Here is a 26381-nt window from a genome sequence, read left to right as displayed (position 1 = left end):
ACAGGGGGCGAGCTAGGAGGGCCAGCATGACCGACCAGACCGCTCTTTGGGTTTTCGGCTACGGATCGCTTCTGTGGAATCCGGGCTTCACGCCGCGCGAGGTGGTGGTGGCCCGCCTCGACGACTGGCACCGCAGCTTTTGCATGTCGTCGATCCATCACCGCGGCACGCCGGAGACGCCCGGCCTCGTGCTGGCGCTCGACCGAGCGCCGGGCTCGGTCTGCACCGGGCTGGCACTGCACGCCCCCGAAGAAGAGGCCGAGGCGGTGATCGCCATGCTGCGCGAGCGCGAGCTCGTCTCCTCGGCCTATATCGAGACGCATCAGCCGCTGGCGCTCGCCGATGGGCGCGTGGTCGAGGCGTTGACCTATGTGATAGACCCCACCCACGAGCAATACGTCGCGCTCGACCTCGAAACCCAGGCGCGGCGCATTGCGGGGGCGGTGGGCGGACGCGGGCCCAACGACGAATACCTTTTCAACACCGCCGCGCATCTGAGCGAGATGGGCGTGCACGACCCCGATCTCGACTGGCTGGTCGCACGGGTCGGGGCGCTGAAATCGGGTCTCTGAGAGGCGGCGCCGCCACAGCGCGCGTCCACGCCGCGAAAGGCCATTGGCCTCCCGCCTTCGCGGTCCCTATGGTTCACAGGCCACAACCACGAGGACACGGCCCCGCATGAGGCAGCCAGAGGTGAAACCGCAATTCTCTCAACCGGTCCGGCAGATCCTGTCGATGCTGGTGGCGCTGGGGCTGGTCGCTGCCGGGCTGGTGCTGGGCTGGGGCGTGCTGCGCGAGATCTTCCTGTCGAACCCCTGGCTCAACAGCGCCATCTCGGCCTTTTTCGTGCTGGGTGTGCTGGCCTGTTTCTGGCAGGTGATCGCGCTCATACGCTCGGTCGGCTGGATCGAAACCTTTGCGCGCCACCCGCAAGGCATCGGCCCCGCGCCGGGACTGCTGTTGCCGCTGGCCACGCTCCTGCGTTCGCGTGGTTTGCGGCGGCACATTTCGCCCGACAGCGCCCGCTCGATCCTCGAATCGGTGGCCCAGCGCATCGACGAAGAGCGCGAGATCACCCGCTACCTCGCCAGCACGCTGATCTTCCTCGGCCTGCTCGGCACCTTCTACGGCCTCGCCACCACCGTGCCGGCGCTGGTCGAGACCATCCGCTCGCTCAACCCCGCCGAGGGCGAAAGCGGCACCGCGATCTTCGGGCGGCTGCAACAAGGGCTCGAGACGCAGCTCGGCGGCATGGGCACGGCCTTCTCCTCCTCGCTTCTGGGCCTCGCGGGGTCGCTCGTGGTCGGGCTTCTGGAGCTGTTCGCCACCCATGGTCAGAACCGGTTCTACCGCGAGCTCGAGGAATGGCTCTCGACCATCACCCGGCTCGGCTATGCGTCGGGCGAGGACCATGCCGGCCCGGGCGGCGACACCGGGCTTCTGGCACAGATGGTCGAACATCTGGGCTCCCGAATGGAGGGGCTGAGTACGGCCATCGGCGCCACCGGCGAGGCACGGCGCGAGAGCGAGGCGCGGATCGCGACGCTGACCGACACGCTGTCGCGGATTGCCGAGCGCATGGACCCCGAAGCCGAACGCGCGGCGCTGGAGCGCATCGCCGAGGGGCAGGAACGGGTGCACGAGGCGCTGGTCCGGGCGGCCGAAGGCGGCAATGACAGCGAAACGCGGATGCGGCTGCGCAACATGGATGTGCAGCTTCTGCGTATCCTTGAAGAGATCTCCGCCGGGCGGCAGGAGATGCTGGCCGAGCTGCGCACCGATCTGGCGGGGCTGAGCCGGGTGCTGCGCGAGAGCAACCACCCCGGCGGCCTGCGCGCCACGCGCGGCCATCTGGACCGTTGATCCATGGGCCTCAAGCGCCGCAGCTCCAACCGCTTCCAGTCCTCGATCTGGCCCGGTTTCGTCGATGCGATGACCGGGCTGCTCCTCGTCTTGATGTTCGTGCTGACGATCTTCACCGTGATGCAGTTCGTGCTGCGCGACACCATCACCGGACAGGAGAGCGAACTCGATGCGCTGGGGGCCGAGGTCGAGCGTCTCGGAGCGGTGCTGGGGCTAGAGCGGGCGCGGGGCGGCGAGCTCGACCGCGAAATCACCGGGCTGAGCGATCAGCTGGCGCAGGCGCGCGCGCGGGCCGAGGCACAGTCGGACCGGATCGCGACTCTAACGGCTGAGCGCGAGGCGCAGGCCGACGCGTTGGAGGGGGCGCGCGCGCAGATCAGCGATTTCGAAGCCCGGGTCGCGGCGCTTCTGGCGGCTCGGACCGAGGCGCAGGATCGGATCGCCGGGCTGGAGCAGGACTTGACCGCCGAGCGCGACCGCGCGGGCGAGGCCGAGGGCGCACGCGATGCCGCCGCCCTCGCGCTGGCCTCCGCGCGCGCCGAAATCGACGCGCAGACCGAAGCCGCGCGTCTGGCGGCGGCGCGGCGCGAGGCGTTGGAAGCGCTTGTCGCAGACCTTGAGGCCGGGGCCGAGGCCGACGCCGAGGCGATCACCACGCTCGAAGCCGACCGGTTGGTTGACGCCGCCGCGGCACAGCGGCTGCGCGACCGCCTCGAGGATGCCGACGCCGAACTGTCGACGATGACGCTGGCGCTCGAGGACAAGCGGCGCGAGGCCGAGGAGACGCTGACGCTCTTGGCCGCCGCCGAGGCCGCGCGCGACGATCTCGACCGGGCGCTGGCCGAGGCGGTGCTGGCCCGCTCCGAGAGCCAGAACGCGCTCACCCGTGCGTTGCGCAGCGGCGAAGGGCTCGACGCCCGCCTCGCCGCCGCCCTCGATCTGGTGCGTCAGACCGAAGGCGATCTGGAGGAGGCCCGCGCGGCCCTGACGCAGGCACAGGCCGAAGCCGGCGACCTGTCGACCCGCCTTGCCGCCGCGCTGGCCGCGCGCGACATGGGCGAGGCGGATCTCGACGCGGTGCGCGCCGAGCTCGAGGCCGCGCTGGCGCAAGGCGAGACCACCGAGGCCGAGCTGCAGTCGCGGCTGGCGGCCGCCGTGATCGACCGCGACGCGGCCCGCGCCGAAGCCGAGGCCGCGCGCGCCGCCGGAGAACAGGCCGAACTCGGTCGCGCCGATCTCGCTGATCGACTTGCCGATGCGATCTCGGCGCGTGAGGCCGCCGAGGCCCGTGCCGAAACCCTGTCCCAGGACCGCAGCGAGACCGAACAGGACCGTGCGGAGATCGAATCGCGGCTGGCCCAGGCGTTGGCCGATCTCGCCTCCGCCCGCGAGGAGGCCACACGACAGGGCAGCGAGGCCGAGCGCCGCGCGGCCCTGCTGGCCACGGCGCGGGCTGCTCTGTCTCAGGAAGAGGGCGCCTCGGTCGAGGCGCAGCGCCGCATGGCCGCGCTCAACGCGCAGGTGGCGGCACTGCGCGAGGACGTGGCCGAGTTGCGCAGCCTGCTGGGGCAGGCCGAAACCACCGAAGCCGTGGCCGAAGCCGAGATCGACGATCTGGGCCGCCAGCTCAACTCGGCGCTCGCCCGCGCCGCTGCCGAGGAACGCCGCCGCCGCGAGCTCGAGGAAGAGGAGCGTCGCAGGCTTGAGGAGGAGACAGAGCGCCTCGCCGCCGAGGCCGAAAACCTGGAGCGCTATCGCTCGAACTTCTTTGGCGAGTTGCGCGGCATGCTCGAGGGGCAGGAGGGCGTGCGCATCGCAGGCGACCGGTTCGTGTTCTCCTCGGAGGTGCTGTTCGGGCAGGGCGAGGCGACGCTGTCGGAGGCGGGTAAGGCCGAGATCGCCAAGGTGGCGGCGCTGCTGCGTCGGATCGGCGCGGAAATCCCGCCGGGCATCGACTGGGTGATCCGCGTCGACGGCCACACCGATGACATCCCGATCCGCGGGGGCCGCTACGCAGACAACTGGGAGCTGAGCCAGGCGCGGGCGCTGTCGGTGGTGCGCTACATGAGCGAGGAGGAGGGCATCCCGCCCGGCCGCCTCGCCGCCAACGGCTTTGGCGAATACCAGCCGCTCGACCCATCGGACACGGCCGAAGCACGGGCGCGCAACCGGCGGATCGAGCTGAAGCTGACCGAGCGGTGAGAGATCAGTCGCCGATGCTGAGCGGCACCTCGCGTTCGCCCAACATCTCGCCATCGCGCATAAGGGCGACCCGCCCTACATAGTCCCCTTCGGCCCAGCCCTCCTCGGGCGCGCGCCGCCCGTTGGCGCGAAACAGCTGCGCCTGCGTCTTGTCCAACGGCACCACGTCATCGATCACGCTGCCCTGCGGCCCCGTCACGGTGAGGCGCAGGGTATCCCCGGCCCGGGCGCCAAAGGCATAGCCCCAGATCACGAGGGGCGACTGCGACGTGACCTCGGCGTCGGCCTCTCCGGCCTGAATGTCGAACCAGTCCGGCACGCCGGGGGCAAAGCCCGCATCGAGCAGCCCGCCCGGCAGATAGGCCGGGGGCGTGTCCCATAGCGTGTCGGCGGGGGTCGTGTCGCCGCAGGTGGCGGTGTCGTCGGGGTCGAAGGGGTCGATCTCAACGCCGTCCTTGCGCACCGAAAGGTGCAGGTGCGGAAACTGGCTCTGGCCCGAAAGCCCGACCGAGCCCAGCCGCGCGCCCGTCTCCACCCGGTCGCCCGGTTTTACCGCGACCGAACCGCGCGCCATATGGCAGTACTGCGTCTCCCACCCGCCGTCGTGGGCGATGCTGACACCGTTGCCGCAATCGCGCCCGTTCAATTCCGGCGCGCCGTCCCAGCCTTGCAGGATGTCGGGCATTTCGTCGCGCAGGCCAAGCACCACGCCGGGAGCGGCGGCCAGAACGTCGACCCCCTCGCGCTGTTGCGCAATCGTCGCCACGCGGATGTCGGTGCCCTTGTGATCGTCGTAGCTCAGCGGTCCGCAGGTGAAATCGGCGGCCTCCGGTCCGGGATCCGCATCGACATAGTTCTGGATGAAGCAATCCTCGCCCGGGGTGCAGTCGATCGGCAGGGCGAGGCGAAACGGGGCCTCTTGGGCAGAGATCGCGCTGGGGGCGAGGGCAAGGGCGAAGACAAGGGGGCGGGTCATGGCGGCGCTCCTGTTGCATGCGGGCGCTGGGTCGCGCGATTGGCGCAAGCGTGGCGCAGGGCAGGGCAGGCGTCCAGCGACCGAGCGGCGGCGCGGCGGGGTCACGCCAAAAGAAACGCGCGGCCCCGGGGAAGGGGCCGCGCGTCGGAATTGTATCGCCGTGGGAGGGGTGCCTGATCAGTCGGCAGTGAGCAGCGGCGGGCGGTTGCCCGACAGACGCTTGGTCCCCGGTTGCTCGAAGGTGAGCACGATCTTGTCGTCCTTGACGCCGACCTTGACGAGACCGCCCTTGGTTAGCTGGCCGAACAGAAGCTCCTCGGCGAGCGGCTTCTTGATGTGCTCCTGGATCACACGGCCCAGAGGACGCGCACCCATCTTGGCGTCATACCCCTTGTCCGCCAGCCATTCGCCCGCCTCGCGGGTCAGCTCGATATGGACGTTGCGGTCCATCAGCTGCGCCTCGAGTTGCAGCACGAACTTCTCAACCACCGAGACGATCGTCTCCGGCGCCAGCGGCGCAAAGGAGATCACCGCGTCGAGACGGTTGCGGAATTCGGGCGTGAAGGTCCGCTCGATCGCGGCCGTGTCCTCGCCCTCGCGCCGCGCCCGGCCAAAGCCAATCGCTTCCTTGGCCTGCTCGGCGGCACCTGCGTTCGAGGTCATGATCAGGATCACGTTCCGGAAATCCACCGCCCGGCCGTTGTGGTCGGTCAGCTTGCCGTGGTCCATCACCTGCAAAAGGATGTTGAACACGTCCGGATGCGCCTTCTCGATCTCGTCGAGCAGCAGCACGCAATGCGGATGCTGGTCGACGCCATCGGTCAGAAGACCGCCCTGATCGAAGCCGACATAGCCCGGAGGCGCGCCGATCAGACGGCTCACCGCGTGCTTCTCCATGTATTCCGACATGTCGAAGCGCAGCATCTCGACGCCCAGCGTCGAGGCGAGCTGCTTGGCCACCTCGGTCTTGCCGACGCCGGTGGGGCCGGCGAAGAGGTAGTTGCCGATCGGTTTTTCCGGCTCGCGCAGGCCGGCGCGGGCCAGCTTGATCGCCGAACTGAGGGCCGTGATCGCGTCGTCCTGTCCGAACACCACGCGCTTGAGCGCGGGCTCGAGATCCTTGAGCACCTCGGCGTCATCCTTGGAGACGTTCTTGGGAGGGATGCGGGCGATCTTGGCGATGACGGCCTCGATCTCCTTGGTGCCGATGGTCTTGCGCCGCTTGCTCTCGGTGACGAGATGCTGCGCCGCTCCGGCTTCGTCAATCACGTCGATCGCCTTGTCGGGCAGCTTGCGGTCGTTGATGTAGCGGGCCGAAAGCTCCACCGCCATCTTGATCGCGTCGGCGGTGTACTTGATCTGGTGGTGATCCTCGAAATAGGGCTTGAGTCCCTTGAGGATTTTCACCGCGTCCTCGACCGAAGGCTCGTTCACGTCGATCTTCTGGAACCGGCGCGACAGGGCGCGGTCCTTTTCGAAGTGCTGGCGGAACTCCTTGTAGGTGGTCGACCCCATGCAGCGCAGCTTGCCGCCCTGAAGCGCGGGCTTCAGCAGGTTCGACGCATCCATAGCACCGCCCGAAGTGGCACCGGCACCGATCACGGTGTGGATCTCGTCGATGAAGAGCACCGCGTCGGGGTGGTTTTCCATCTCGGTCATCACCGCCTTTAGCCGCTCTTCGAAATCGCCGCGGTAGCGGGTCCCGGCGAGCAGAGCGCCCATGTCGAGGCTGTAGATCGTGGCTTCGGAGAGCACCTCGGGCACCGCGCCCTCGACGATCTTCCAGGCGAGGCCTTCCGCGATGGCGGTCTTGCCGACGCCGGGATCGCCGACCAGCAGCGGGTTGTTCTTGCGACGGCGGCAGAGCACCTGGATGCAGCGCTCGACCTCATGCTCGCGACCGATCAGAGGATCGACGTCGCCCTTGCGGGATTTGGCATTGAGATCGACGCAGTATTTCGCAAGCGCCGAATCCTTTTCCTCGTTCGAACCACCAGCCGAGGCGGTTTCGCCCTCCTCGTCCTTTTCAGTGGCACCGGTAATGGGACGGCTTTCGCCGAAAGCCGGATCCTTGGCCTGACCATGCGCGATGAAGTTGACCGCGTCGTAGCGGGTCATGTCCTGCTCTTGCAGGAAATAGGCGGCGTTGCTCTCACGCTCGGCAAAGATCGCCACGAGCACATTGGCGCCGGTGACCTCGGTACGACCAGAAGATTGCACATGGATCGCGGCGCGCTGGATCACGCGCTGGAACGCAGCGGTGGGGACGGCTTCGGAGCCGTCGACGTCGGTGACGAGGGTGGAGAGATCGTCCTCGATGAAATCCTCAAGCGACTTGCGCAGCTCTTCGAGATCGACGGCACAGGCGCGCATCACGCGGGCGGCGTCAGGTTCCTCGATCAAGGCCAGCAGGAGGTGTTCGAGGGTCGCGAGTTCGTGGCGGCGGGCATTGGCCAGAGCCAGCGCCGCATGGATGGACTGCTCGAGAGTGGTCGAAAAAGACGGCACGATGATGTGCTCCTCTGATCGGGGGTCCGGGCGGTTGGGTGCCCCGCCATGACCGTGGCCTCTGTAGTTAAAGATCGGGTTTATCGGCCGCGCTTCAAGTTAAAACTCACAAAAACCATGGTTCGGGGGCCGCTACGTCACGCAGCTGTGTTCTTTGCATGCCAGCCGCTCACAATCCGTTGCCCCCGCGCCGCGAAATAGTTCAGAAGCGGTCTTTCCTGCGCCGAATTTCCGCAAAGACCTGCGCGGGGGGCTGTCCTTCGAGCCCGATCGCTTGCTGCAACTTGAGCGTGTCGGCCCGCAAGAAAGGGTTCGTCGCGCGTTCTTCCGACAATCGCGAGGGCACCGTGGCACGGCCTTGGGCTCGCGCGGCGTCGATGTCGGCGGCGCGATCGCGCAGGGCGACGTTGTCGGGCTCTATGGTCAGGGCGAAGCGGGCGTTGCTCTGGGTGTATTCGTGCCCCGAGCAGATCAGAGTCCGTCCCGGCAGGTCGCGCAGGCGGCGCAGGCTGTCCCACATCTGTTCGGCGCTGCCCTCGAACAAGCGCCCGCAGCCCATCGCCATAAGGCTGTCGGCGGTGAAGGCCATGGCGCTGTGCGGAAAGTGGAACGCGATATGGCCCAGCGTGTGGCCCGGCACGTCGATCACCTCGACCGGCTCGCCTAATACCTCGAGCGGCGCGCCGGGGGCCACCGCAAGGTCGAGCGGCGGCAGGCGATGCGCATCGGCGCGCGCCCCGATCACCCGCGCTGCGCCGCGTAATTCGGCCAGGCCCGCGACATGGTCGTCATGGTGATGCGTGATCAGGATATCCGAGAGCGTCCAGCCATGCGCGTCGAGCGCGGCCCTGATCGGCGCGGCCTCCGGCGCGTCGACGAGCGCCGTGCGCCCCGAGCCTGCGTCATGCAGCAGATACGCATAGTTGTCTGAGAGGCACGCAACGGTGAGAAGTTCGAGAGGCATGGCGGCACCCGTGGTTTGGTTGCTATGGTAACACGGAGCTAGGCTGACTTCCTATTCCGGCTCGTGATTTCTGATAAAAGGACCGCAGGCCCTCAATGCATCTGGACGTGCTCGACCTGCGCAACTTCTATTATCGCAGCGCGCTGGGGCGGGCGGCGCAAAAGGTGATCCGCGACCAACTCGTCGAATGGTGGCCGGTGTCGCATGTGCAGGGGCAGACGGTGGCGGGTTACGGCTTTGCCGTGCCCCTGCTGCGCCCCTATCTTCCGGATGCGCGCCGGGTGATCGGGCTGATGCCGGGGCCACAGGGGGTGATGCCCTGGCCCGCGGGCCAGCCCAATGTCTCGGTGCTGTGCGAGGAAACGCTCTGGCCTTTGCGCACCGGCCAAGTGGACCGGCTGGTCTTGATGCACGGGCTCGAGACCTCCGAGCACGCAGGCGCGCTCTTGGAGGAATGCTGGCGCAGTCTCGGGCCGGGCGGCAAGGCGGTCTTCGTGGTACCCAACCGCGCGGGGCTGTGGTCGCGCTCAGACGCCACGCCCTTCGGCTACGGGCGACCCTATTCGCTGGGCCAGCTCGAAGCGCAGCTGCGCCGCCATCGCTTCGTCACCGAGCGGGCGATCTCGGCGCTCTACCGGCCGCCGAGCCTGCGACGCGGCTGGCGCCGCTCGGCGGCGTTTCTGGAAAAGGTCGGGCGGCACATGCCGATCCTCAACACCGGCGGCGTGCTGATGGTCGAGGCCTCAAAGCAGGTCGCGGCCCCGAGCCGTCCGGGGCTGACCGCAGCGGTGAAACGGCCCTTGCGCGTGCTCGAGGGGATCGGCGCGCCGGTGCCCGAGCCGTCGCGCCGGCGCTGAGCCGGGCAGGGCCCGCCAAGCGCTTTGCGGCATGGGCAAATTGTCACACCCCCCGAGACCTTGTGACCTAGGGACAAGAGGGGGGTGTCACGGGCTTCAAGGCGGTTGCGACACCCGGACCGCTCTGCTACATCGCCCCTGATTTTGACGGCCTTCGCTCGCACGAGGGCCTTGCAAGCTGCCCGACCGCCGCCTGTCTCTGGGGCGCGGAATTGCCGGGCCCAAGACTGCGGAAGGGTGGACGTGTCCGAACCAGCATCGATCTCAACCGGCATTGCCCAGCGCTATGCCACGGCCGTGTTCGACCTGGCGCGGGAAGGCGATGATCTCGCCGCCCTGACGTCCGACGTCGACGCGCTGCGCGCAGCACTGGCCGAGAGCGCGGAGTTCCGCGACCTGATTTCCTCGCCAGTCTACAGCCGTGACGAGCAGGGCCGGGCCATCGCCGCGATCGCCGCGAAGATGGGGCTCTCGCAGACCACCACCAACGTGCTGGGGCTCATGGCCTCCAAGCGCCGCCTCTTCGTGCTGCCCTACATGCTGCGCACGCTCGACGAGATGCTGGCCGAGGCCCGCGGCGAGGTGACCGCCGACGTCACCACCGCCAAGGCGCTGTCCGACAAGCAAAAGACCGCGCTGGCCGCCGCTCTCAAGGAGAGCGCGGGCCGCGAGGTGAAGATCAATCAGACCGTGGATGAAAGCCTCATCGGCGGTCTCGTCGTCAAGCTGGGCTCGAAGATGATCGACACGTCGATCCGTTCGAAGCTCCAGGCACTCCAGAACACCATGAAAGAGGTCGGATAATGGCGATCCAAGCTGCGGAAATCTCCGCGATCCTGAAGGACCAGATCAAGAATTTCGGCCAGGAGGCCGAGGTCGCAGAGGTTGGTCGCGTGCTCTCCGTCGGTGACGGCATCGCCCGCGTCCACGGCCTCGACAACGTCCAGGCCGGCGAGATGGTCGAGTTTCCGGGCGGCATCCAGGGCATGGCGCTGAACCTCGAGACCGACAACGTCGGCTGCGTGATCTTCGGCTCCGACCGCGACATCAAGGAAGGTGACGTCGTCAAGCGCACCAACTCGATCGTGGACGTTCCCGCCGGCATGGGCCTTCTGGGCCGCGTCGTGGATGGTCTGGGCAACCCGCTCGACGGCAAGGGTCCGGTCGTTTCCTCCGAGCGCCGCGTCGCCGACGTCAAGGCGCCGGGCATCATCCCGCGCAAATCCGTGCACGAGCCGATGCCGACCGGCCTCAAGTCGATCGACGCCATGATCCCGATCGGCCGTGGCCAGCGCGAGCTGATCATCGGCGACCGTCAGACCGGCAAGACCGCCGTGGCGCTCGACACCGTGCTGAACCAGAAGAGCTACAACGACGCCGCCGGCGACGATGAGAGCAAGAAGCTCTACTGCATCTACGTGGCCATCGGCCAGAAGCGCTCGACCGTGGCGCAGCTGGTGAAGAAGCTCGAGGAAACCGGCGCGATCGAGTATTCGGTCGTCGTGGCGGCCACCGCCTCCGACCCGGCCCCCATGCAGTTCCTGGCCCCCTACGCCGCGACCGCTATGGCCGAGTACTTCCGCGACAACGGCAAGCACGCGCTCATCATCTACGATGACCTCTCCAAGCAGGCCGTGTCGTACCGCCAGATGTCGCTGCTGCTGCGCCGCCCGCCGGGCCGCGAAGCCTACCCGGGCGACGTGTTCTATCTCCACTCGCGCCTGCTCGAGCGTTCGGCCAAGCTGAACGAGGATCACGGTGCCGGTTCGCTGACCGCGCTGCCGATCATCGAGACGCAGGGCGGCGACGTGTCGGCCTTTATCCCGACCAACGTGATCTCGATCACCGACGGCCAGATCTTCCTCGAGACCGAACTGTTCTACCAGGGCATCCGTCCCGCGGTGAACACCGGTCTGTCGGTGAGCCGCGTCGGCTCCTCGGCCCAGACCAACTCGATGAAGTCGGTCGCCGGTCCGGTGAAGCTCGAGCTCGCTCAGTACCGCGAGATGGCCGCCTTCGCGCAGTTCGGCTCCGACCTCGACGCCTCGACCCAGCAGCTGCTGAACCGTGGCGCGCGTCTGACCGAGCTGATGAAGCAGCCGCAGTACTCGCCGCTGACCAATGCCGAGATCGTCTGCGTGATCTTCGCCGGTACTCAGGGCTACCTCGACAAGATCGCCGTCAAGGACGTCGGTCGTTTCGAGACCGGTCTGCTCAAGCACCTGCGCACCAACGATCGCGAGCTGCTCGACTGGATCACCACCGAGGACCCGAAGATCAAGGGCGATGCCGAGGCGCGTATCCGCAAGTCGCTCGATGCCTTCGCCAAGGACTTCGCCTGAAACCAGCCACGGAACTAGGGAGGCTGGCCGATGCCTAGTCTGAAGGACCTCAAGAACCGGATCGCGTCGGTCAAATCGACCCGCAAGATCACCAAGGCGATGCAGATGGTCGCGGCGGCAAAGCTCCGTCGCGCCCAGGACGCCGCCGAAGCGGCGCGCCCCTATGCCGAGCGGTTCGACGCCGTGATGGCCGGGCTCGCCTCCTCCGTGGGCGGCTCGGACGGGGCACCGCGTCTCCTTGCCGGCACCGGCAAGGAGGACGTGCACCTGCTCGTCGTCATGACCGCCGAGCGCGGGCTCTGCGGCGGCTTCAACGGCTCGATCGTGCGCAAGGCGCGCATCCGGGCCAGCGAGCTGCTGGCGCAGGGCAAGACGGTGAAGATTCTCACCGTCGGCAAGAAAGGCCGCGAGATGCTGCGCCGTGACTACGGCAAGCATTTCGTGGGCCATGTCGATCTCACCGAGGTCAAGCGCGTGGGCTACGCCAACGCGCAGGACATCGCACGCGACGTGCTCGGCCGCTTTGAGGCGGACGAGTTCGACGTGGCGACGATCTTCTATGCGCGGTTCCGCAATGTGATCACCCAGATCCCGACCGCGCAGCAGATCATCCCGGCCCATTTCGAGGGCGGGGACGAGGCCGACACGGCGCTTTACGACTATGAGCCCGGCGAGGAGGAAATCCTCGCGGATCTGCTGCCGCGCGGTGTCGCGACGCAGATCTTTGCGGCGCTGCTCGAGAACGCAGCGTCCGAACAGGGTGCCCGGATGAGCGCGATGGACAACGCGACCCGCAACGCGGGCGAGATGATCGACAAGCTGACGATCCAGTACAACCGTTCGCGTCAGGCGGTCATCACCAACGAGCTGATCGAAATCATTTCGGGCGCCGAAGCGCTCTAAAGAGAGAACCGGAGTACAACACATGGCAGCAGCACAAGGCAAAGTGACCCAGGTCATCGGCGCCGTCGTGGACGTGCAGTTCGGGGATCACCTTCCGGAGATCCTCAACGCCCTGACCACGGAAAACAACGGCAAGAAGCTGGTTCTCGAAGTGGCCCAGCATCTGGGTGAGAACACGGTTCGCACCATCGCTATGGACGCGACCGAAGGTCTCGTCCGCGGCGCGGCCGTGCTCGACACCGGCAAGCCGATCTCGGTGCCGGTCGGCAACGCGACGCTCGGGCGCATCCTCAACGTCATCGGCGAGCCGATCGACGAAAAGGGCCCGGTCGAGGCGAGCGAATTCCGCCCGATCCACGCCGATGCGCCGACCTTCGCCGAGCAGTCGACCAGCTCGGAGATCCTCGTCACCGGCATCAAGGTCATCGACCTGCTGGCCCCCTACGCCAAGGGCGGCAAGATCGGCCTGTTCGGCGGCGCCGGCGTGGGCAAGACCGTGCTCATCATGGAGCTGATCAACAACATCGCCAAGGTGCACTCGGGATACTCCGTGTTCGCCGGCGTGGGCGAGCGGACCCGTGAGGGCAACGACCTCTACCACGAGATGATCGAATCCAACGTCATCAAGCCCGACGCTCTGGGCGAATCCCAGGTGGCGCTGGTCTACGGCCAGATGAACGAGCCGCCGGGTGCGCGTGCCCGCGTCGCCCTGACCGGTCTGACCCTCGCCGAGCAGTTCCGCGACCAGTCCGGCACCGACGTGCTGTTCTTCGTCGACAACATCTTCCGTTTCACCCAGGCCGGCTCCGAGCTTTCGGCGCTGCTGGGCCGCATTCCCTCGGCCGTGGGCTACCAGCCGACGCTGGCGACCGACATGGGCGCGCTGCAGGAGCGGATCACCTCGACCAAGAACGGCTCGATCACCTCGGTGCAGGCGATCTACGTGCCCGCCGACGACATGACCGACCCCGCGCCGGCCACCTCGTTTGCGCACCTCGACGCGACCACCGTGCTCAACCGCGCGATCTCCGAGCTCGGGATCTACCCGGCCGTGGACCCGCTCGACTCGACCTCGCGCCTGATGGACCCCGCGGTCGTCGGCGAAGAGCACTACCAGGTCGCGCGTGACGTGCAGGGCATCCTGCAGCGTTACAAGTCGCTGCAGGACATCATCGCCATCCTCGGGATGGACGAGCTGTCCGAAGAGGACAAGCTGACCGTGTCGCGCGCCCGCAAGATCCAGCGCTTCCTGTCGCAGCCCTTCGACGTGGCCAAGGTGTTCACCGGCTCCGACGGCATCCAGGTGCCGCTCGAAGAGACCATCTCGTCCTTCAAGGCGGTGGTTGCCGGCGAATACGACCACCTGCCGGAATCGGCCTTCTACATGGTCGGTGGCATCGAGGACGTGAAGGCCAAGGCCGAGAAAATGGCCGCTGCGGCGGCCTGATAGGAGGGCTTCATGGCCGACACGCTGCAATTCGACCTGGTCAGCCCGGAACGGAAGCTCGCTTCCGTGACGGCGACCGAGGTGCGCATTCCGGGCACCGACGGTGACCTGACGGCGATGGCGGGCCACACGCCCACCATCACCACCCTGCGTCCCGGCCTGTTGCAGGTCGTGCATCAGGGCGGCACCGATGACTACGTGATCTCCGGCGGTTTCGCCGAGATCGGCCCCGACAGCGTCTCCGTGCTGGCCGAGCGCGCGCATCCGCGCGGCGAGGTCACGCAGGAGGTGTTCGACGGCATGATCGAGGAGTTCGCCGCCGCGCATCGCGACGCGCAGGTGAAGTTCGAGAATGAGCCCGGCCCGGTGGATGACACGGCGAAGCTTCTCGCCGACATGGTCGCCGTCGGCACGCATATCGGACTTGATCCGAAACAGCCCAATTTCTGACGAATTGGACTGGCTAACAGCAAAGGCCCCGCAATCGCGGGGCCTTTGGCGTTTCGGGAGGAACTGACGGAATGGCGCAATACTTTCAAGGCAATTTCGGCATCGACCAAGGCGAGGTGACGCCGTTTTCGGACTTTGAGAACAACGGGCCCATGTGGGTTGGTACGGGCACACGCGAGGTGCGCACCAGAATCCCCTTCGAAGTGGCCTTCGCGCTGCCGCCCATCGTGCATGTCAGCGTCACGATGTGGGACGTGGCCGCAGAGGCCGCGACGCGGCTTGATGTCGGGGCGGAAGAAATCGATCAGAAGGGCTTCACGCTCAGGGTGCGGACCTGGAGCGACAGCCGGATCGCGCGTGTGCGTGTGGCGTGGCTGGCCTTCGGGGCCTGCCGGGACGACGAAATGTGGGAGGTCGGCTGACCGAGGGCGTCGCCCGGAGAGGGATCAGGCGAGGTTCTGGCTCGGGCTCATGCGGTGCAGCGCGCGCAGCGCCGGCATGATGAACATGTAAGCCAGTGCCGAGATCGGGCCAGAGGCGATCCACACGGCCAAACCGGCCATAAGCGGCAGGGCTCCGGTCGCGACCGAAATCACGGCGACGACAAATCCGACAAGGCTGCCGAGGATAATGAAGATCGTGCCCATATGCTCTCTCCTGCGCTATGTCTCGACCATCGGGTCTGAATCCGGCAGCAATGTGGCCAGGAAGCGGTGTGCCGATGATGATAGCGTGGCAGACGTTGAGCGGGAATAAATAGGTCGGTGTAGACGACTGTAGCGTCTTACGTGACGAAAACGCCCCAGACGCGGCTGCGTCCGGGGCGTAAAAGACCGCGCGGCGAACCGCGAGTGTCTTAGGCGAGCTTCAGGTTGATCGCCGATTCGCGGCCGTCACGGCCGGATTCGATGTCGAAGCTGACTTTCTGGTCGTCACGCAGGCCGGTGAGGCCCGAACGCTCGACGGCCGAGATGTGGACGAAGACGTCCTTGCTGCCGCCATCGGGAGCAATGAAGCCGAAGCCTTTGGTGGTGTTGAACCATTTCACGGTGCCAGTGGCCATCGTGTGATCTCCTGTCATGCGCTGCCCACGAAACTGCGGCAGCCCGGCTTGGTCAGTGTCGCATCGAGAGAACTGCAGCCAGTGACGGAGAACAGTGGTCGAGGGAATAACGTTCGCATGGGCCGTATGAGGCCGCGAGGCCACGATGGCAAGTTGTTTCGCCGTGTCCTGCCAGAATGGCGGATCACCGCCGAGTAGGGTTGCAGGCAACAACTGAAGGCGCCTCGGTCCGGGCGGAGAGGGGACAAAGCGATTCGCGCGCAAGCCGAGGAGGGGGCCTGTCGCCCACAAAGTGCGGACTGCCGTTTCAGGCTTGGGCCACCTGCCGCCCATTGAAAAAGGGCGGAGACTTGTCCCCGCCCGTCCGTCTCAGCGTGTGAACTTCTTGAACTTGACCCGCTTGGGTTCCAGCGCATCGGCCCCGAGGCGGCGCTTCTTGTCCTCCTCGTAGTCGGCGAAGTTGCCTTGGAACCACTCCACATGCGCCTCTCCCTCGAAGGCGAGAATATGGGTGCAGATCCGGTCGAGGAAAAAGCGGTCGTGGCTGATCACCACCGCGCAGCCCGCGAAATCCACCAGCGCATCTTCGAGCGCCCGCAGCGTTTCCACGTCGAGATCGTTGGTCGGCTCGTCAAGCAGCAGCACGTTGCCGCCGTCCTTCAGGAGCCGCGCCATGTGTACGCGGTTGCGCTCACCGCCCGACAGCAGGCTGACCTTCTTCTGCTGGTCGCCGCCCTTGAAGTTGAAGGCGCCGCAATAGGCACGGGAGTTCATCGAAGCGTCGCCGAGCTCGATCACCTCGGCACCACCCGAGATCGCCTCCCAGACGGTGGCGTTCGGCTCGAGGTCGTCGCGGCTCTGATCGACGTAGGAGAGCTTCACCGTGTCGCCGAACTCGATCTTGCCGTCGTCGGGCTGCTCTTGCCCGGTGAGCATCTTGAACAGCGTCGATTTGCCGGCGCCGTTGGGTCCGATCACGCCGACGATGCCACCCGGCGGCAGCGAGAATTCCAGATCTTCGATCAGGAGCTTGTCGCCCATCGCCTTCTTGAGGCCTTCGACCTCGATCACCTTGCCGCCGAGACGCGGGCCGTTGGGGATCACGATCTGGGCCTTGCCCACGCGCTCGCGCTCGGACTGGCTGGCCAGATCGTTATAGGCGCTGATCCGGGCCTTGGACTTGGCCTGACGCGCCTTCTGACCCTGCCGCATCCACTCGAGCTCGCGCTGCAGCGTGTTCTGCTTGGACTTGTCCTCGCGGGCCTCCTGCTCGAGACGCTTGGCCTTCTGTTCCAGCCAGCTCGAGTAGTTGCCTTCGTAGGGCAGGCCCCGGCCACGGTCGAGTTCGAGGATCCAACTGGTGATGTCGTCGAGGAAGTAGCGGTCGTGGGTCACGACGAGAATCGTGCCCTTGTACTCGATCAGGTGGTTTTGCAGCCAGGCGATGGTCTCGGCGTCGAGGTGGTTGGTCGGCTCGTCCAAGAGCAGCATCTCCGGCGCTTCGAGCAGCAGTTTGCACAGCGCCACGCGGCGCGCTTCGCCGCCGGAGAGGGTCGAGACATCCGCGTCGTCGGGCGGGCAACGCAGGGCCTCCATCGCGACGTCGATCTGCGCGTCGAGATCCCAAAGGTTCTGCGCGTCGATGTCGTCCTGCAGCTGGGCCATCTCGTCGGCGGTCTCGTCCGAGTAGTTCATCGCCAGCTCGTTGTAGCGATCGAGCACGGCCTTCTTGGCGGCCACGCCCTCCATCACGTTCTCGCGCACGGTCTTGGTCTCGTCGAGCTTGGGCTCCTGCGGCAGGTAGCCGACGCGGGCGCCCTCGGCGGCCCAGGCTTCGCCCTGAAAGTCCTTGTCGATCCCGGCCATGATCTTGAGCAGCGTGGATTTACCCGCGCCGTTGACGCCGACGACACCGATCTTCACGCCGGGCAGGAAGTTCAGCCGGATGTTCTCGAATGTCTTCTTGCCGCCGGGATAGGTCTTGGAGACACCATCCATGTGATAGACGTACTGGTAGCTGGCCATCGGGGCTCTCCTGTCTGCGATCGGCCCCCCTCATACGCGCGAGGACGCGGCGTAGCAATCGGGGGAGGCGTGGAACTGCTATCCCCGGCGTGACGTTGGGCGGCATTGCGCAAAAGGAGTGGCGGGCTGTGGCATCGAGCGAGACGGGCGGCACCGCTGCCGGGGCGGCAACCGACGAAGACCTGCCGGATCCGCATCTGGACTTGGCGGAAGAGCGGCTCTCGGAGCTGCGCAAGATCCGCCGGTTGATGCTGTGCACCTTCCTGCTCGCGGGCTTCACCGCGACCTATTTCGCCCGCGATGTGCTGCTGCCGATCGTGCTGGCGATCCTGCTGACCCTGACGCTGCGCCCCGCCGTGCGCGGCCTGCAGCGGATCGGCATCCCGCCGGGCATAAGCGCGGTGCTGCTCATGCTGACCATCGGGCTCGGCTTTGCCTTGGCGGGCTATTTCCTGAGCGGGCCGATCGGTGAGATGGCCGCGCGCGCGCCGCAAATCGGCCGCGAGGTGCAGGACAAGCTCGCAGGCGTCATGGACCGCTTCGCCTCGATCCAGGAGGTCGGCAAGCAGGTGACCGAGATGGCCGACGCGGCCGGAGCCGCCGATGACAAGGTCGAGGTCGTGGTCGACCAGTCGGGGATGATCCCCGAGGCGGTGGGCAGCCTCGCTTCGGTCGGCTCCTCGTTGGTGGCGGCGATGATCCTGACGCTGTTTCTTCTGGCTTCGGGCGATTTCTATCATCGCCGCATCGTCGAGGCCTCGCCCAAGCTGCACGACAAGAAACGCGCGCTGACCATCGTGCGCGACGTGGAAAAGCAGATCTCGCGCTATCTCGGTGCGATCACCGTGATCAACGCGGGACTCGGGGCGTCGATCGGCGTGGCGCTGTGGATCCTCGGGCTGCCGATGCCGCATGTCTGGGGCACGCTCGCGTTCCTTTTGAACTTCATGCCCTTCATCGGTGCGATCATCGGCACCGTCGCCGTTGGGGCCTTCGCGCTGGTGTCGTTCGACACCGTTCCCTATGCGCTGCTCGCGCCCTTGGCCTATTTCGCGCTGACCACGATCGAGGGCAACTTCGTCACGCCGATGCTGGTGGGCCGCAGGCTCGAGCTGAACATCGTGTCGGTCTTTGTGACGGTGGCCTTCTGGATCTGGCTCTGGGGCGTGCCGGGGGCCGTGCTGGCGGTGCCGTTCCTCGTGGTGGTCAAGGCGATCTGCGACAACGTCCCCTCGCTGCGGGCCTTCGGCGGGTTCCTGTCGGGCGATCCGGCGATGAAGACCGAAGGCACCGATACGGACCGGACCGAGAAACGCGCAACGCGGGCTGCCTGAGGCCGGTTTGACATCGGCGCGAGCCCCGGCCTAGGCTCTGCGCCGATGCCGGGGCCGGTCGGACGCGCCCTTGGCCAAGGGAGACCATCGACATGAGCTATACCCCCGCTGCCGACCGCTACGAGCGGATGGCCTACCGCCGTTGCGGCCGTTCCGGCCTCAAGTTGCCCGCCGTAAGCCTCGGGCTGTGGCACAACTTCGGTGACGACACCCCGCATCAGACCAAGCGCGACATCTGCCAGACCGCCTTCGACCACGGCATCACGCATTTCGACCTCGCCAACAACTACGGCCCCGAGCCAGGCAGCGCCGAGACCGCCTTTGGTGAGATCCTGCGCACCGATTTTGCGGGCTACCGCGACGAGCTGATCATCTCGTCCAAGGCGGGCTACCGGATGTGGGATGGCCCTTACGGTGAAATGGGAAGCCGCAAGTCGCTGATTGCCTCCTGCGACCAGTCTCTCGAACGGATGGGTCTCGACTATGTCGACATCTTCTACAGCCACCGTTTCGATCCCGAAACGCCGCTTGAGGAAACCATGGGCGCGCTCGATCACATCGTGCGGTCGGGCCGGGCGCTCTATGTCGGCATCTCGTCCTACAACTCCGAGCGCACCCGCGCGGCGGCGGCAATCCTCAAGGATCTCGGCACGCCCTGCGTGATCCACCAGCCGAGCTACAACATGCTCAACCGTTGGGTCGAAACCGACGGGTTGAAGGACACGCTGAAGGACCTCGGCATCGGCTCCATCGCCTTCACGCCGCTGGCCCAAGGCATGCTGACCAAGAAGTATCTCGGCGGCATCCCCGAGGACAGCCGCGCCGCCCAGGACAAGTCGCTGTTCCCGTCGATGCTCACCGAACGGGCGATCGAGAACATCCGCAAGCTCAACGAGATTGCCGAAGGGCGCGGCCAGACGCTGGCGCAGATGGCCATCGCTTGGGTTCTGCGCGAAGGCGGCATCACCACGGCGCTGATCGGCGCATCGAAGCCGAGCCAGGTGATCGACTGCGTCGGTGCCGTGAACAATCTCGACTTCACCGCCGAGGAGCTGAAGCTCATCGACCAGTATGCCGACGAAGAGCAGATAAACCTCTGGGCCCGTTCGGCCGAACTCGACGACTGAGACAAAAGGGGCGCGATGCCATGATCGCGCCCCGACCATGCCCCGTTCGCGGCACTTGGGCGGGGCAGGTTGGGGGCCAAGTGCAACCGAACCGGGACCCCCTTGCCATGGATGACCTGCCGCTGATCCTTGCCGCGCCTCTGATGGCGGTGATGCTCTGGACCGATCTGCGTCACATGCGGATTCCCAACAAGCTCGTCGGTGCCGTGGCTGCCCTCGGGATCGGCTGCGCCTTCGCGGGGCTGATGCCCGATCTCGCGCCGCGCCTGATCGCGGGGGCTGCGGTCTTCGCGGTGGGGATCGCGCTGTTCGCGCTCGGCATGATGGGCGGCGGCGATGTGAAGATGCTCGCCGTGCTGGTGCCGCTGGTGCCGCCACATGATCTGCCCGCCTTCGGGATGCTGCTCGCGATGACGATGCTGGCCGGGGCGCTGCTGCTCGCCGGGGTGCGCCGTACGGTGGGCGGCCCCGATTCGGCGTGGGTGAGCCTGCGCGTACGGGGGCGCTACCCGCTCGGGGTATCGATTGCCGCCGCGGCGATGATCCTGCCGCTCGGGATCTGACCTGACCGGAACGCCTTGTCGCGCGACTGGGTGTCGTCACAAGGACAAGCTCGAACGGTGCGGTCTTTCTCGATCGCCGCCGTCACTCCACCCCTACGACAACGCTGGCCTTTGAGACCGCATCGCATGACGCGCCGGGTACCCCACCGGAGCGATCACAGTGCCAGGGGCCGGTGAAGGCGCACGAGATCGGACCGGTGCAGGGGGGCTTTATGCACTTGACGGACATTGGGGCGGACACGGGGCCGGGGGCAGGGCCACCTTTTCCCCGCCCGCGATCTGCGGCAGGAAGGGCGCGACCAAGCCACCCCGGAGACGACATGCCCGATCCCAAGCCAGAGGCGCTCGACTTCCTGCTGACGCGCCGCTCCCGCCCCGCCAAGACCCTGACCGCGCCCGCGCCGACCCGCGAAGAGCTGCGCCCGCTGCTCACCGCTGCCCTGCGGGTGCCAGATCATGGCAAGCTTGAGCCGTGGCGGCTCATCGTGCTGAAAAAGCCCGCGCTGGCGCGTCTGGCTGCGTTGGTGCCCGCCCGCGCCGAGGTGCTGGGCATCGAGGAGAGCAAGCGCGAGAAGGCGGTGGCGCAGTTTCGCGACGCCGATCTCGCGGTCGCGGTGATCTCTGCGCCCAAGGACAGCGACAAGGTGCCCCGGATCGAGCAGGTCTATTCCGCCGGTTGCGTTTGCCTGTCGCTGCTGAACGCCGCGCTGGCGGCGGGCTGGGGCGCCAACTGGCTCTCGGGCTGGGCCAGCCATGACGAGACCTTCTGCCGCGAAGGGCTGGCGCTGCGGGACGGCGAAAGCGTTGCGGGCCTGATCCACATCGGCACCGAGACCGTGGCAGCACCGGAGCGCCCGCGCCCTGACGTCAATGCGCTGACGGAATGGCGCGAGGCATGATCCTGACGGATTTCACCCGCGCGCTGGCGCAGATGTTCGACCCGCGATTCCGCCGGGTGCTCTGGCTCGGCATCGGGCTGTCGGCAGCGCTTCTGGTGGCGCTCTACGCGGGGCTGCTGGCGCTGGTAGGGGTCTTTGCCCCCGACAGCGTGACGCTGCCGCTCATCGGTGAAGTGGCCTGGATCGACGACGCGCTGGGCTGGGGCTCGCTGCTGCTGATGCTGGGGCTGTCGGTGTTCTTGATGCTGCCCGTCGCCTCGATGATGAGCGGGTTCTTCCTCGAAGAGGTCGCAAGCGCCGTCGAGGCGAAACACTATCCCGGCCTGCCGCCCGCGCGCACCATTCCCATCGCCGATCAGGTCCGCGACACCTTCGCGTTCCTCGCGGTACTGGTGCTGGTCAACGTGGCGGCCTTTGCCGCGAGTCTCGCCTTTCCACCCGCCGCGCCGTTCCTGTTCTACGGGGTCAACGGCTGGCTGCTCGGGCGCGAGTATTTCCAAGTGGCTGCGATGCGCCGCGAGGGGCGGGCCGGGGCGCGGATGATGCGTAAGCGCCACCCGCTCAGGATCTGGGGCGCAGGTTGCATGATGGCGGCGCCGCTGACGGTGCCGGTCGTGAACCTGCTGGTGCCGGTGCTCGGGGCTGCCACCTTCACGCACCTCTATCACCGACTGGCTAAGCGGACGCCTACTCGTCGCTGACGAGCGGACCGCTGGCGGGGGCCATGCGGTCGAACACGTCGATGTCGCGCACGGTCACGCCGCCCCACAGGATGAAGGCAGTGAGGCCGAGCCAGATCGGGATTGCCCAGTAGGAGGTGAGCCGAACCTTGCGGCCCAGCCGAAAGTCGGCGGGGGCCGAGGCATGGGTGCCGGGCACCGTCTCGCCCGCGTCGCCTTGGGTGACGAGGCGCAGCGGCAGCACCACGAAGAACACCATGAACCATGTCACGGCAAAGAGCACGAAGGCGGCGGTGATGGTCATGGGTGTCTCCTCAGACCTGTTCGATCTCGATCAGGCAACCGTCGAAATCCTTGGGGTGCAGGAACAACACCGGCTTGCCATGCGCGCCGGTCTTCGGCGTGCCGTCGCCCAGGACGCGCGCGCCGCTCGCCACAAGATGGTCGCGGGCTGCGTGGATGTCCTCCACCTCGTAGCAGACATGGTGCATGCCTCCCGAAGGGGATTTGGCGAGAAAAGCCGCGATGGGCGAGGCCTCGCCCAAGGGTTCCAGAAGCTCGATCTTGGTGTTGGGCAACTCCACGAAGATGACGCGGACGCCATGTTCGGGCAAATCCTGCGGCGCGCTGATCCGCGCGCCCAGCGGCCCGGCATAGCGTTCGGAGGCACGGGCGAGGTCGGGCACGGCGATTGCGACGTGGTTGAGGCGGCCGATCATCGGAGAACTCCATAGGGCATGGCGGCGATATGGCTGCTCGGGCCGCGTGGCGCAACCGCGCGGATCGTCGCGGCTTAAGACGGGATTCACCAGCGCGGGCCAATATGGGGCTCGGGGCCGCCTTGGTCCCACCGATCTGGCAGGAGGCTTTGATGCCCATCAATGTCGCGTTTCCCGGCGCCCGCGCGCCCACCGTGGACCGTCCCTTGCTGGGGCTGACCGTGTTGCTGGTCGAGGACAGCCGCTTTGCCTGCGAGGCGATGCGGCTCTTGTGCCTGCGTTCGGGCGCACGGATCCGCCGTGCCGACAGCTTGCACAACGCGCGCCGCCATCTGCGGGTCTATCGCCCCGACGTGGTGATCGCGGATCTGGGCCTGCCGGACGGCTCGGGGATCGAACTCATCGTCGAGCTGGCGCAGGCAAACCCGCGCATCGACATATTGCTCGCCACGTCGGGGGATCCCGACGGGGAGAGGCCCGCGATGGAGGCCGGGGCCGACGGCTTCATCGCCAAGCCGATCGCCCGGCTGGGCGAGTTTCAGGCGGCGCTTCTCGCACATGTGCCCGCCGAGCGGCAGCCCGACGGGCCGCGTTTGCTTCCCGAAGAGGTCGTGGCACCGGACCGGCTGGCGTTTCGCGACGACCTGTCGCTCGCCGTGCAACTGTTGCGCAGCGACTGGCCCGCAGATCGCGAAATCGCCTATGTTGCGCAGTTTCTCGGCGGGGTCGCGCAGAGCGCCGGGGATGCGGATCTGCTCGCAGCTGCGGAGGCGCTGATGGCAGCGCGCGGAGAGGGCGGCGCGGGGCCGGCGCTCGATCGGTTGGCCACGCTGGTCGAGGGACGGCTGGCCGAACCTGCGTCGCTCTAGCCCAGCAGGCCCGGATCGGCCCCAAGCTCCAACCCGGGAAACACCGCCTCTTCGATCATCGCGCGATCGAGCCCGAACAGCCCGCGCATCACCCACCCCGCATGGGCGCGCAGGTCGCGTGTCGGCATGAGATCGCGTCGGTCGTAGAGATCGGCCTCGGACAGGCCCGGCCAATCGCCCAGCACACGGCCGCCGCGCAGCGCGCCCCCCGCGTAGAGCATCGCGCCACCGGTGCCGTGATCGGTGCCACGGGTGCCGTTCTCCGCCGCCGTGCGGCCAAACTCGGTCACGCAGAGCACCGCCGTCTTTTCCCACGCCGCACCAAGCCCGGCCTCCAGCGTCAGCAGGGTGTCGCTCAACCGCTCAAGCGCCCGTCCGAGACCCGCCGACTGACGCTCGTGCGTGTCCCAGCCGTTGATCGAAAAGCTGGCGATACGGCTGTCGCCGCGCAGACGCGAGGCCGCGAACTCGGCAAGGCGGACGTGATCGCCCCGAAGCGTGCCGTCGCCGGTACCGGCCATCCCGCCGTTCTCCGCGTCCTCTTCGGCGGCGAGCTCATCAACGATGTCCATCGCCTGCGCCGTGGCGTCGCGAAACAGCGGGTCCTCGTGATTGACGAGCTCAAGCAGCCGCCGTCCCTGCGGCGTGAGACGCAGCCGCGCCTCGGGGGCCCATCGCGACGCCGCGGCCCGGCCCGACAGAATCAGCATCTCCTCGCGACCAATCGCATAGGCCGTTTCGGCCGAAAGGCCCGGCACCGTCTGCAGCATGCGGTTGAGCCAGCCTTCGCCGCCCGCCTCACCGGGGGTGCCGGCCTCGAGCATGTCCTGTCCGTCGAAATGGCTACGCTTGTCCCGATAAGGGGTGGAGACTGCATGCACCGCGCCGAACTCGCCCCTGGCCCACATCGGTGCCAGCCGGTCGAGGCCGGGATGAACGGCAAAGAACCCCGCATTGATCGCGCCGGGCGTGGCCTTGCCCGCCAGCGTCGGGCGCAGCGCTGCCAACGCCGGATCGCCCACCGGTCGCAACACGTCGAGCCCGTCCATCGCGCCGCGCAGCACGATCACCACCAGCCGATTTTCCCAAGGGGCGCTGGCGAAGGCCATGGGGGTCAACAGCGGGCTCGCCGCCGCCGAGCAACCCAGCACCAGCCCACCGCGCAGCAGGGCGCGCCTGTCGATCCGGGTCATGCGCTCATCTCCTCTGGAAGGCGGGGCTAATCAGCACCACGCCGATCGCTTCGCCACGGCTTTCGGCGGCGCGCGCGGCAAAGGCCACCGCGTCGGGCAGTGTCGGGCCGATCGCGGCGCGGGCAAAGGCTCGCGGGTCCGGCAGTTCGTCCAGCAGGCGTTCGGGCGCCATCATCGCCCAGTCGACCCGCGCTGCCATGTTGGGCGGGGTGATCCAAGCCTCGGCCTGTTCGGGCCAACCGTCGGGGCCTAGCGGGCGCTCCCAATTCTGACCCATCGCGGTGAGGGGCCGTCGAAACAGCCCCCGTGTCCCGGGCTTGTCGGGGTGCAGGATCGTCGCGGGCGGCACGGCCAGCGCGCGCAGCGCCGACTGGAGGAAATCGAACGGCGGCTTGACCTTGCGCGGCTCGGGGTCCCAGGCCTGCGGATGTTCGAGCATCGTCGCGGTGACGGCGAAGAGATCACCGCCGCTGTCGCGCCACGCGGTCTCGAGCGTCGCCACGAGGGCGGGGTCGGGATCGTCGGCCACGAAGTGGACGGCGAGCTTGCGCGCAATGTGGCGCGCCGTGGCAGGATGACGCGCCAGCATGCGCAGTGCCTCGCGGATCGTGTCAAAGCTGGCGCGGTCGGAAAAAGTGGTGCCGAGCACCGTCTCGGCCCCCGGCTCGGCGCGCTCGGGGCGGTACTCCATGCCGCGCTCGATGGTCCAGCCCAGCCCGGTGAGCAGCTCGGCCAATTCGCGCACGTCGGTCTGGTCATAAGGGCCGTCGACGCCGACGGTGTGCAGCTCCAGAAGCTCGCGCGCGAGGTTCTCGTTGAGCCCGCCGCCGCGCCGGCCGGCGCGGCTGTTGGGGCCGATCGAGCGGCTCTGGTCGAGATAGGAGAGCATCACCGGATGGGTGATGACGGCGATGAGCATGTCTTCGAAACGCGCGGCGACATGGGGCCGGATCGCTTCCTCGACAAAGGGGGTGACGAGATGCTGATCGCGCTGGCCCTGTCCGACGACGGTGAAGTGATCGGCCCAGAACCGGACCAGCCGTTCGCGCAGACCGCCTTCGGGGGCCGCGACGCCGCGGGCGAGGGTGGTGGAGAAGTTGCGCAGCGCCACCTCACGCGCGGTGATGCGCATGACGTCATAGGCGTCGCGGGTCGCTATCTCCTGCGGGGTGCCTCGCGCCTTGCGCCAACGCGCGGCGGTGTCCTGCCATTCGGCGAGGGTCGGGCGCGCTTCGCTGTAGGGGGTGATGGGCAGCTGCCGACCGATCTCGTCCAACCCGCCAAGCGGGCGCAGCATCGCCTCGATGCTGCCCGGCGGCGGCAGCAGCGGCGACAAGCCCGTTCCGAACCTTATGGCGGCGCGCGTGGGGTCGAAGGGCAAGACGGATCCTCCTGGC

At 67.3% G+C, this 26381-nt stretch carries 26 protein-coding genes; 16 read left to right on the top strand and 10 right to left on the bottom strand.

The annotated features are described in order from the left end of the window. The first annotated feature begins 26 nt into the window (after positions 1-26). The 3 genes from AADJ02_RS03770 (at position 27) to AADJ02_RS03760 (ending at position 4065) form a co-directional block, all read left to right on the top strand. Positions 27-572 carry a gamma-glutamylcyclotransferase gene (locus AADJ02_RS03770; protein WP_341211651.1) on the top strand — a complete coding sequence of 182 codons (546 nt, stop codon included), beginning with the start codon at positions 27-29 and terminating at the stop codon, positions 570-572. 106 nt (positions 573-678) lie between these two features. Further along, entirely contained in the window at positions 679-1863 is a 1185-nt protein-coding gene (locus tag AADJ02_RS03765) for a biopolymer transporter ExbB (RefSeq protein WP_341211650.1), read from the top strand. Between the two features lie 3 nt (positions 1864-1866). Continuing rightward, positions 1867-4065: a peptidoglycan -binding protein gene (locus AADJ02_RS03760; protein WP_341211649.1), complete on the top strand. Its 2199-nt coding sequence runs from the start codon at positions 1867-1869 to the stop codon at positions 4063-4065. Between the two features lie 4 nt (positions 4066-4069). Here AADJ02_RS03760 and AADJ02_RS03755 read toward each other — a convergent pair whose 3' ends face one another. From AADJ02_RS03755 to gloB, 3 genes are all read right to left on the bottom strand, one after another. Continuing rightward, entirely contained in the window at positions 4070-5041 is a 972-nt protein-coding gene (locus AADJ02_RS03755) for a M23 family metallopeptidase (RefSeq protein ID WP_341211648.1), read from the bottom strand. 177 nt (positions 5042-5218) lie between these two features. Next, entirely contained in the window at positions 5219-7549 is a 2331-nt protein-coding gene (clpA, locus tag AADJ02_RS03750) for an ATP-dependent Clp protease ATP-binding subunit ClpA (RefSeq protein WP_341211647.1), read from the bottom strand. Positions 7550-7751: 202 nt separating this feature from the next. Then, on the bottom strand, positions 7752-8513 hold the full coding sequence (gene gloB, locus AADJ02_RS03745) for a hydroxyacylglutathione hydrolase (protein WP_341211646.1): 762 nt from the start codon (positions 8511-8513) through the stop codon (positions 7752-7754). Between the two features lie 95 nt (positions 8514-8608). Between gloB and AADJ02_RS03740 the strand changes: the two genes are divergently transcribed. The 7 genes from AADJ02_RS03740 (at position 8609) to AADJ02_RS03710 (ending at position 14934) form a co-directional block, all read left to right on the top strand. Continuing rightward, positions 8609-9370, top strand: a complete 762-nt coding sequence (locus AADJ02_RS03740) for a hypothetical protein (RefSeq protein ID WP_341211645.1) — start codon at positions 8609-8611, stop codon at positions 9368-9370. A gap of 237 nt (positions 9371-9607) precedes the next feature. Then, entirely contained in the window at positions 9608-10174 is a 567-nt protein-coding gene (locus tag AADJ02_RS03735) for a F0F1 ATP synthase subunit delta (RefSeq protein WP_341211644.1), read from the top strand. Next, the gene (atpA, locus tag AADJ02_RS03730; RefSeq protein WP_341211643.1) at positions 10174-11712 is read left to right on the top strand and encodes a F0F1 ATP synthase subunit alpha; all 1539 of its coding nucleotides are present in this window, start codon (positions 10174-10176) and stop codon (positions 11710-11712) included. Before AADJ02_RS03735 ends, atpA begins: the two co-directional genes overlap by 1 nt. A 30-nt stretch (positions 11713-11742) precedes the next feature. Next, a complete protein-coding gene (locus AADJ02_RS03725) occupies positions 11743-12615 on the top strand; it encodes a F0F1 ATP synthase subunit gamma (RefSeq protein ID WP_341211642.1) in 873 nt (290 codons plus the stop codon). A gap of 22 nt (positions 12616-12637) precedes the next feature. Then, the gene (gene atpD / locus AADJ02_RS03720; RefSeq protein ID WP_341211641.1) at positions 12638-14062 is read left to right on the top strand and encodes a F0F1 ATP synthase subunit beta; all 1425 of its coding nucleotides are present in this window, start codon (positions 12638-12640) and stop codon (positions 14060-14062) included. Between the two features lie 12 nt (positions 14063-14074). Continuing rightward, the gene (locus AADJ02_RS03715; protein ID WP_341211640.1) at positions 14075-14512 is read left to right on the top strand and encodes a F0F1 ATP synthase subunit epsilon; all 438 of its coding nucleotides are present in this window, start codon (positions 14075-14077) and stop codon (positions 14510-14512) included. 71 nt (positions 14513-14583) lie between these two features. Continuing rightward, positions 14584-14934, top strand: coding sequence for an H-type lectin domain-containing protein (locus AADJ02_RS03710; protein ID WP_341211639.1), 351 nt, complete (start codon positions 14584-14586; stop codon positions 14932-14934). A 24-nt stretch (positions 14935-14958) separates the two neighbouring features. Here AADJ02_RS03710 and AADJ02_RS03705 read toward each other — a convergent pair whose 3' ends face one another. From AADJ02_RS03705 to ettA, 3 genes are all read right to left on the bottom strand, one after another. Beyond that, entirely contained in the window at positions 14959-15159 is a 201-nt protein-coding gene (locus AADJ02_RS03705; RefSeq protein WP_341211638.1) for a hypothetical protein, read from the bottom strand. Positions 15160-15368: 209 nt separating this feature from the next. After that, the gene (locus AADJ02_RS03700) at positions 15369-15575 is read right to left on the bottom strand and encodes a cold-shock protein (protein ID WP_021693403.1); all 207 of its coding nucleotides are present in this window, start codon (positions 15573-15575) and stop codon (positions 15369-15371) included. Positions 15576-15944: 369 nt separating this feature from the next. Continuing rightward, a complete protein-coding gene (gene ettA, locus AADJ02_RS03695) occupies positions 15945-17600 on the bottom strand; it encodes an energy-dependent translational throttle protein EttA (protein WP_341211637.1) in 1656 nt (551 codons plus the stop codon). 128 nt (positions 17601-17728) lie between these two features. Between ettA and AADJ02_RS03690 the strand changes: the two genes are divergently transcribed. The 5 genes from AADJ02_RS03690 (at position 17729) to AADJ02_RS03670 (ending at position 22224) form a co-directional block, all read left to right on the top strand. After that, positions 17729-18934, top strand: coding sequence for an AI-2E family transporter (locus tag AADJ02_RS03690; protein WP_341211636.1), 1206 nt, complete (start codon positions 17729-17731; stop codon positions 18932-18934). A gap of 92 nt (positions 18935-19026) precedes the next feature. After that, positions 19027-20061: an L-glyceraldehyde 3-phosphate reductase gene (gene mgrA / locus AADJ02_RS03685; protein ID WP_341211635.1), complete on the top strand. Its 1035-nt coding sequence runs from the start codon at positions 19027-19029 to the stop codon at positions 20059-20061. A gap of 107 nt (positions 20062-20168) precedes the next feature. Further along, positions 20169-20624: a prepilin peptidase gene (locus AADJ02_RS03680; protein ID WP_341211634.1), complete on the top strand. Its 456-nt coding sequence runs from the start codon at positions 20169-20171 to the stop codon at positions 20622-20624. Positions 20625-20944: 320 nt separating this feature from the next. Next, on the top strand, positions 20945-21523 hold the full coding sequence (locus tag AADJ02_RS03675) for a nitroreductase (RefSeq protein ID WP_341211633.1): 579 nt from the start codon (positions 20945-20947) through the stop codon (positions 21521-21523). Then, a complete protein-coding gene (locus tag AADJ02_RS03670) occupies positions 21520-22224 on the top strand; it encodes an EI24 domain-containing protein (RefSeq protein WP_341211632.1) in 705 nt (234 codons plus the stop codon). The genes AADJ02_RS03675 and AADJ02_RS03670 overlap by 4 nt, the downstream gene beginning before the upstream one ends. On the opposite strand, the gene AADJ02_RS03665 is transcribed toward AADJ02_RS03670, so the two are convergent. Both AADJ02_RS03665 and mce read right to left on the bottom strand, forming a co-directional pair. After that, positions 22211-22507 carry a DUF1467 family protein gene (locus tag AADJ02_RS03665; protein ID WP_341211631.1) on the bottom strand — a complete coding sequence of 99 codons (297 nt, stop codon included), beginning with the start codon at positions 22505-22507 and terminating at the stop codon, positions 22211-22213. The genes AADJ02_RS03670 and AADJ02_RS03665 overlap by 14 nt on opposite strands. 10 nt (positions 22508-22517) lie before the next feature. Next, the gene (mce, locus tag AADJ02_RS03660; protein WP_341211630.1) at positions 22518-22922 is read right to left on the bottom strand and encodes a methylmalonyl-CoA epimerase; all 405 of its coding nucleotides are present in this window, start codon (positions 22920-22922) and stop codon (positions 22518-22520) included. Between the two features lie 152 nt (positions 22923-23074). On the opposite strand from mce, the gene AADJ02_RS03655 reads away from it, so the two are divergent. After that, positions 23075-23791, top strand: coding sequence for a response regulator (locus AADJ02_RS03655; RefSeq protein ID WP_341211629.1), 717 nt, complete (start codon positions 23075-23077; stop codon positions 23789-23791). On the opposite strand, the gene AADJ02_RS03650 is transcribed toward AADJ02_RS03655, so the two are convergent. Next, a complete protein-coding gene (locus AADJ02_RS03650) occupies positions 23788-24984 on the bottom strand; it encodes a DUF1501 domain-containing protein (RefSeq protein ID WP_341211628.1) in 1197 nt (398 codons plus the stop codon). The two genes, AADJ02_RS03655 and AADJ02_RS03650, sit on opposite strands and share 4 nt — an antisense overlap. Before the next feature lie 4 nt (positions 24985-24988). Further along, positions 24989-26365, bottom strand: coding sequence for a DUF1800 domain-containing protein (locus AADJ02_RS03645; protein ID WP_341211627.1), 1377 nt, complete (start codon positions 26363-26365; stop codon positions 24989-24991). Positions 26366-26381 lie beyond the last annotated feature (16 nt).

This window comes from uncultured Limimaricola sp. (assembly GCF_964022235.1).
Classification (GTDB): Bacteria; Pseudomonadota; Alphaproteobacteria; order Rhodobacterales; family Rhodobacteraceae; genus Limimaricola.
The sequence above is the reverse complement of the archived record's forward strand: the minus strand, read 5'-3'. Positions and strand labels throughout refer to the sequence as shown.

Bases quoted from the DNA above. Each gene is read 5' to 3' on its own strand.
- AADJ02_RS03770 (WP_341211651.1), top strand. From the start codon at position 27: ATGACCGACCAGACCGCTCTTTGGGTTTTCGGCTACGGATCGCTTCTG.
- AADJ02_RS03765 (WP_341211650.1), top strand. From the start codon at position 679: ATGAGGCAGCCAGAGGTGAAACCGCAATTCTCTCAACCGGTCCGGCAG.
- AADJ02_RS03760 (WP_341211649.1), top strand. From the start codon at position 1,867: ATGGGCCTCAAGCGCCGCAGCTCCAACCGCTTCCAGTCCTCGATCTGG.
- AADJ02_RS03755 (WP_341211648.1), bottom strand. From the start codon at position 5,041: ATGACCCGCCCCCTTGTCTTCGCCCTTGCCCTCGCCCCCAGCGCGATC.
- gloB (WP_341211646.1), bottom strand. From the start codon at position 8,513: ATGCCTCTCGAACTTCTCACCGTTGCGTGCCTCTCAGACAACTATGCG.
- AADJ02_RS03740 (WP_341211645.1), top strand. From the start codon at position 8,609: ATGCATCTGGACGTGCTCGACCTGCGCAACTTCTATTATCGCAGCGCG.
- atpA (WP_341211643.1), top strand. From the start codon at position 10,174: ATGGCGATCCAAGCTGCGGAAATCTCCGCGATCCTGAAGGACCAGATC.
- AADJ02_RS03725 (WP_341211642.1), top strand. From the start codon at position 11,743: ATGCCTAGTCTGAAGGACCTCAAGAACCGGATCGCGTCGGTCAAATCG.
- atpD (WP_341211641.1), top strand. From the start codon at position 12,638: ATGGCAGCAGCACAAGGCAAAGTGACCCAGGTCATCGGCGCCGTCGTG.
- AADJ02_RS03715 (WP_341211640.1), top strand. From the start codon at position 14,075: ATGGCCGACACGCTGCAATTCGACCTGGTCAGCCCGGAACGGAAGCTC.
- AADJ02_RS03710 (WP_341211639.1), top strand. From the start codon at position 14,584: ATGGCGCAATACTTTCAAGGCAATTTCGGCATCGACCAAGGCGAGGTG.
- AADJ02_RS03705 (WP_341211638.1), bottom strand. From the start codon at position 15,159: ATGGGCACGATCTTCATTATCCTCGGCAGCCTTGTCGGATTTGTCGTC.
- AADJ02_RS03700 (WP_021693403.1), bottom strand. From the start codon at position 15,575: ATGGCCACTGGCACCGTGAAATGGTTCAACACCACCAAAGGCTTCGGC.
- ettA (WP_341211637.1), bottom strand. From the start codon at position 17,600: ATGGCCAGCTACCAGTACGTCTATCACATGGATGGTGTCTCCAAGACC.
- mgrA (WP_341211635.1), top strand. From the start codon at position 19,027: ATGAGCTATACCCCCGCTGCCGACCGCTACGAGCGGATGGCCTACCGC.
- AADJ02_RS03680 (WP_341211634.1), top strand. From the start codon at position 20,169: ATGGATGACCTGCCGCTGATCCTTGCCGCGCCTCTGATGGCGGTGATG.
- AADJ02_RS03675 (WP_341211633.1), top strand. From the start codon at position 20,945: ATGCCCGATCCCAAGCCAGAGGCGCTCGACTTCCTGCTGACGCGCCGC.
- AADJ02_RS03670 (WP_341211632.1), top strand. From the start codon at position 21,520: ATGATCCTGACGGATTTCACCCGCGCGCTGGCGCAGATGTTCGACCCG.
- AADJ02_RS03665 (WP_341211631.1), bottom strand. From the start codon at position 22,507: ATGACCATCACCGCCGCCTTCGTGCTCTTTGCCGTGACATGGTTCATG.
- mce (WP_341211630.1), bottom strand. From the start codon at position 22,922: ATGATCGGCCGCCTCAACCACGTCGCAATCGCCGTGCCCGACCTCGCC.
- AADJ02_RS03655 (WP_341211629.1), top strand. From the start codon at position 23,075: ATGCCCATCAATGTCGCGTTTCCCGGCGCCCGCGCGCCCACCGTGGAC.
- AADJ02_RS03650 (WP_341211628.1), bottom strand. From the start codon at position 24,984: ATGACCCGGATCGACAGGCGCGCCCTGCTGCGCGGTGGGCTGGTGCTG.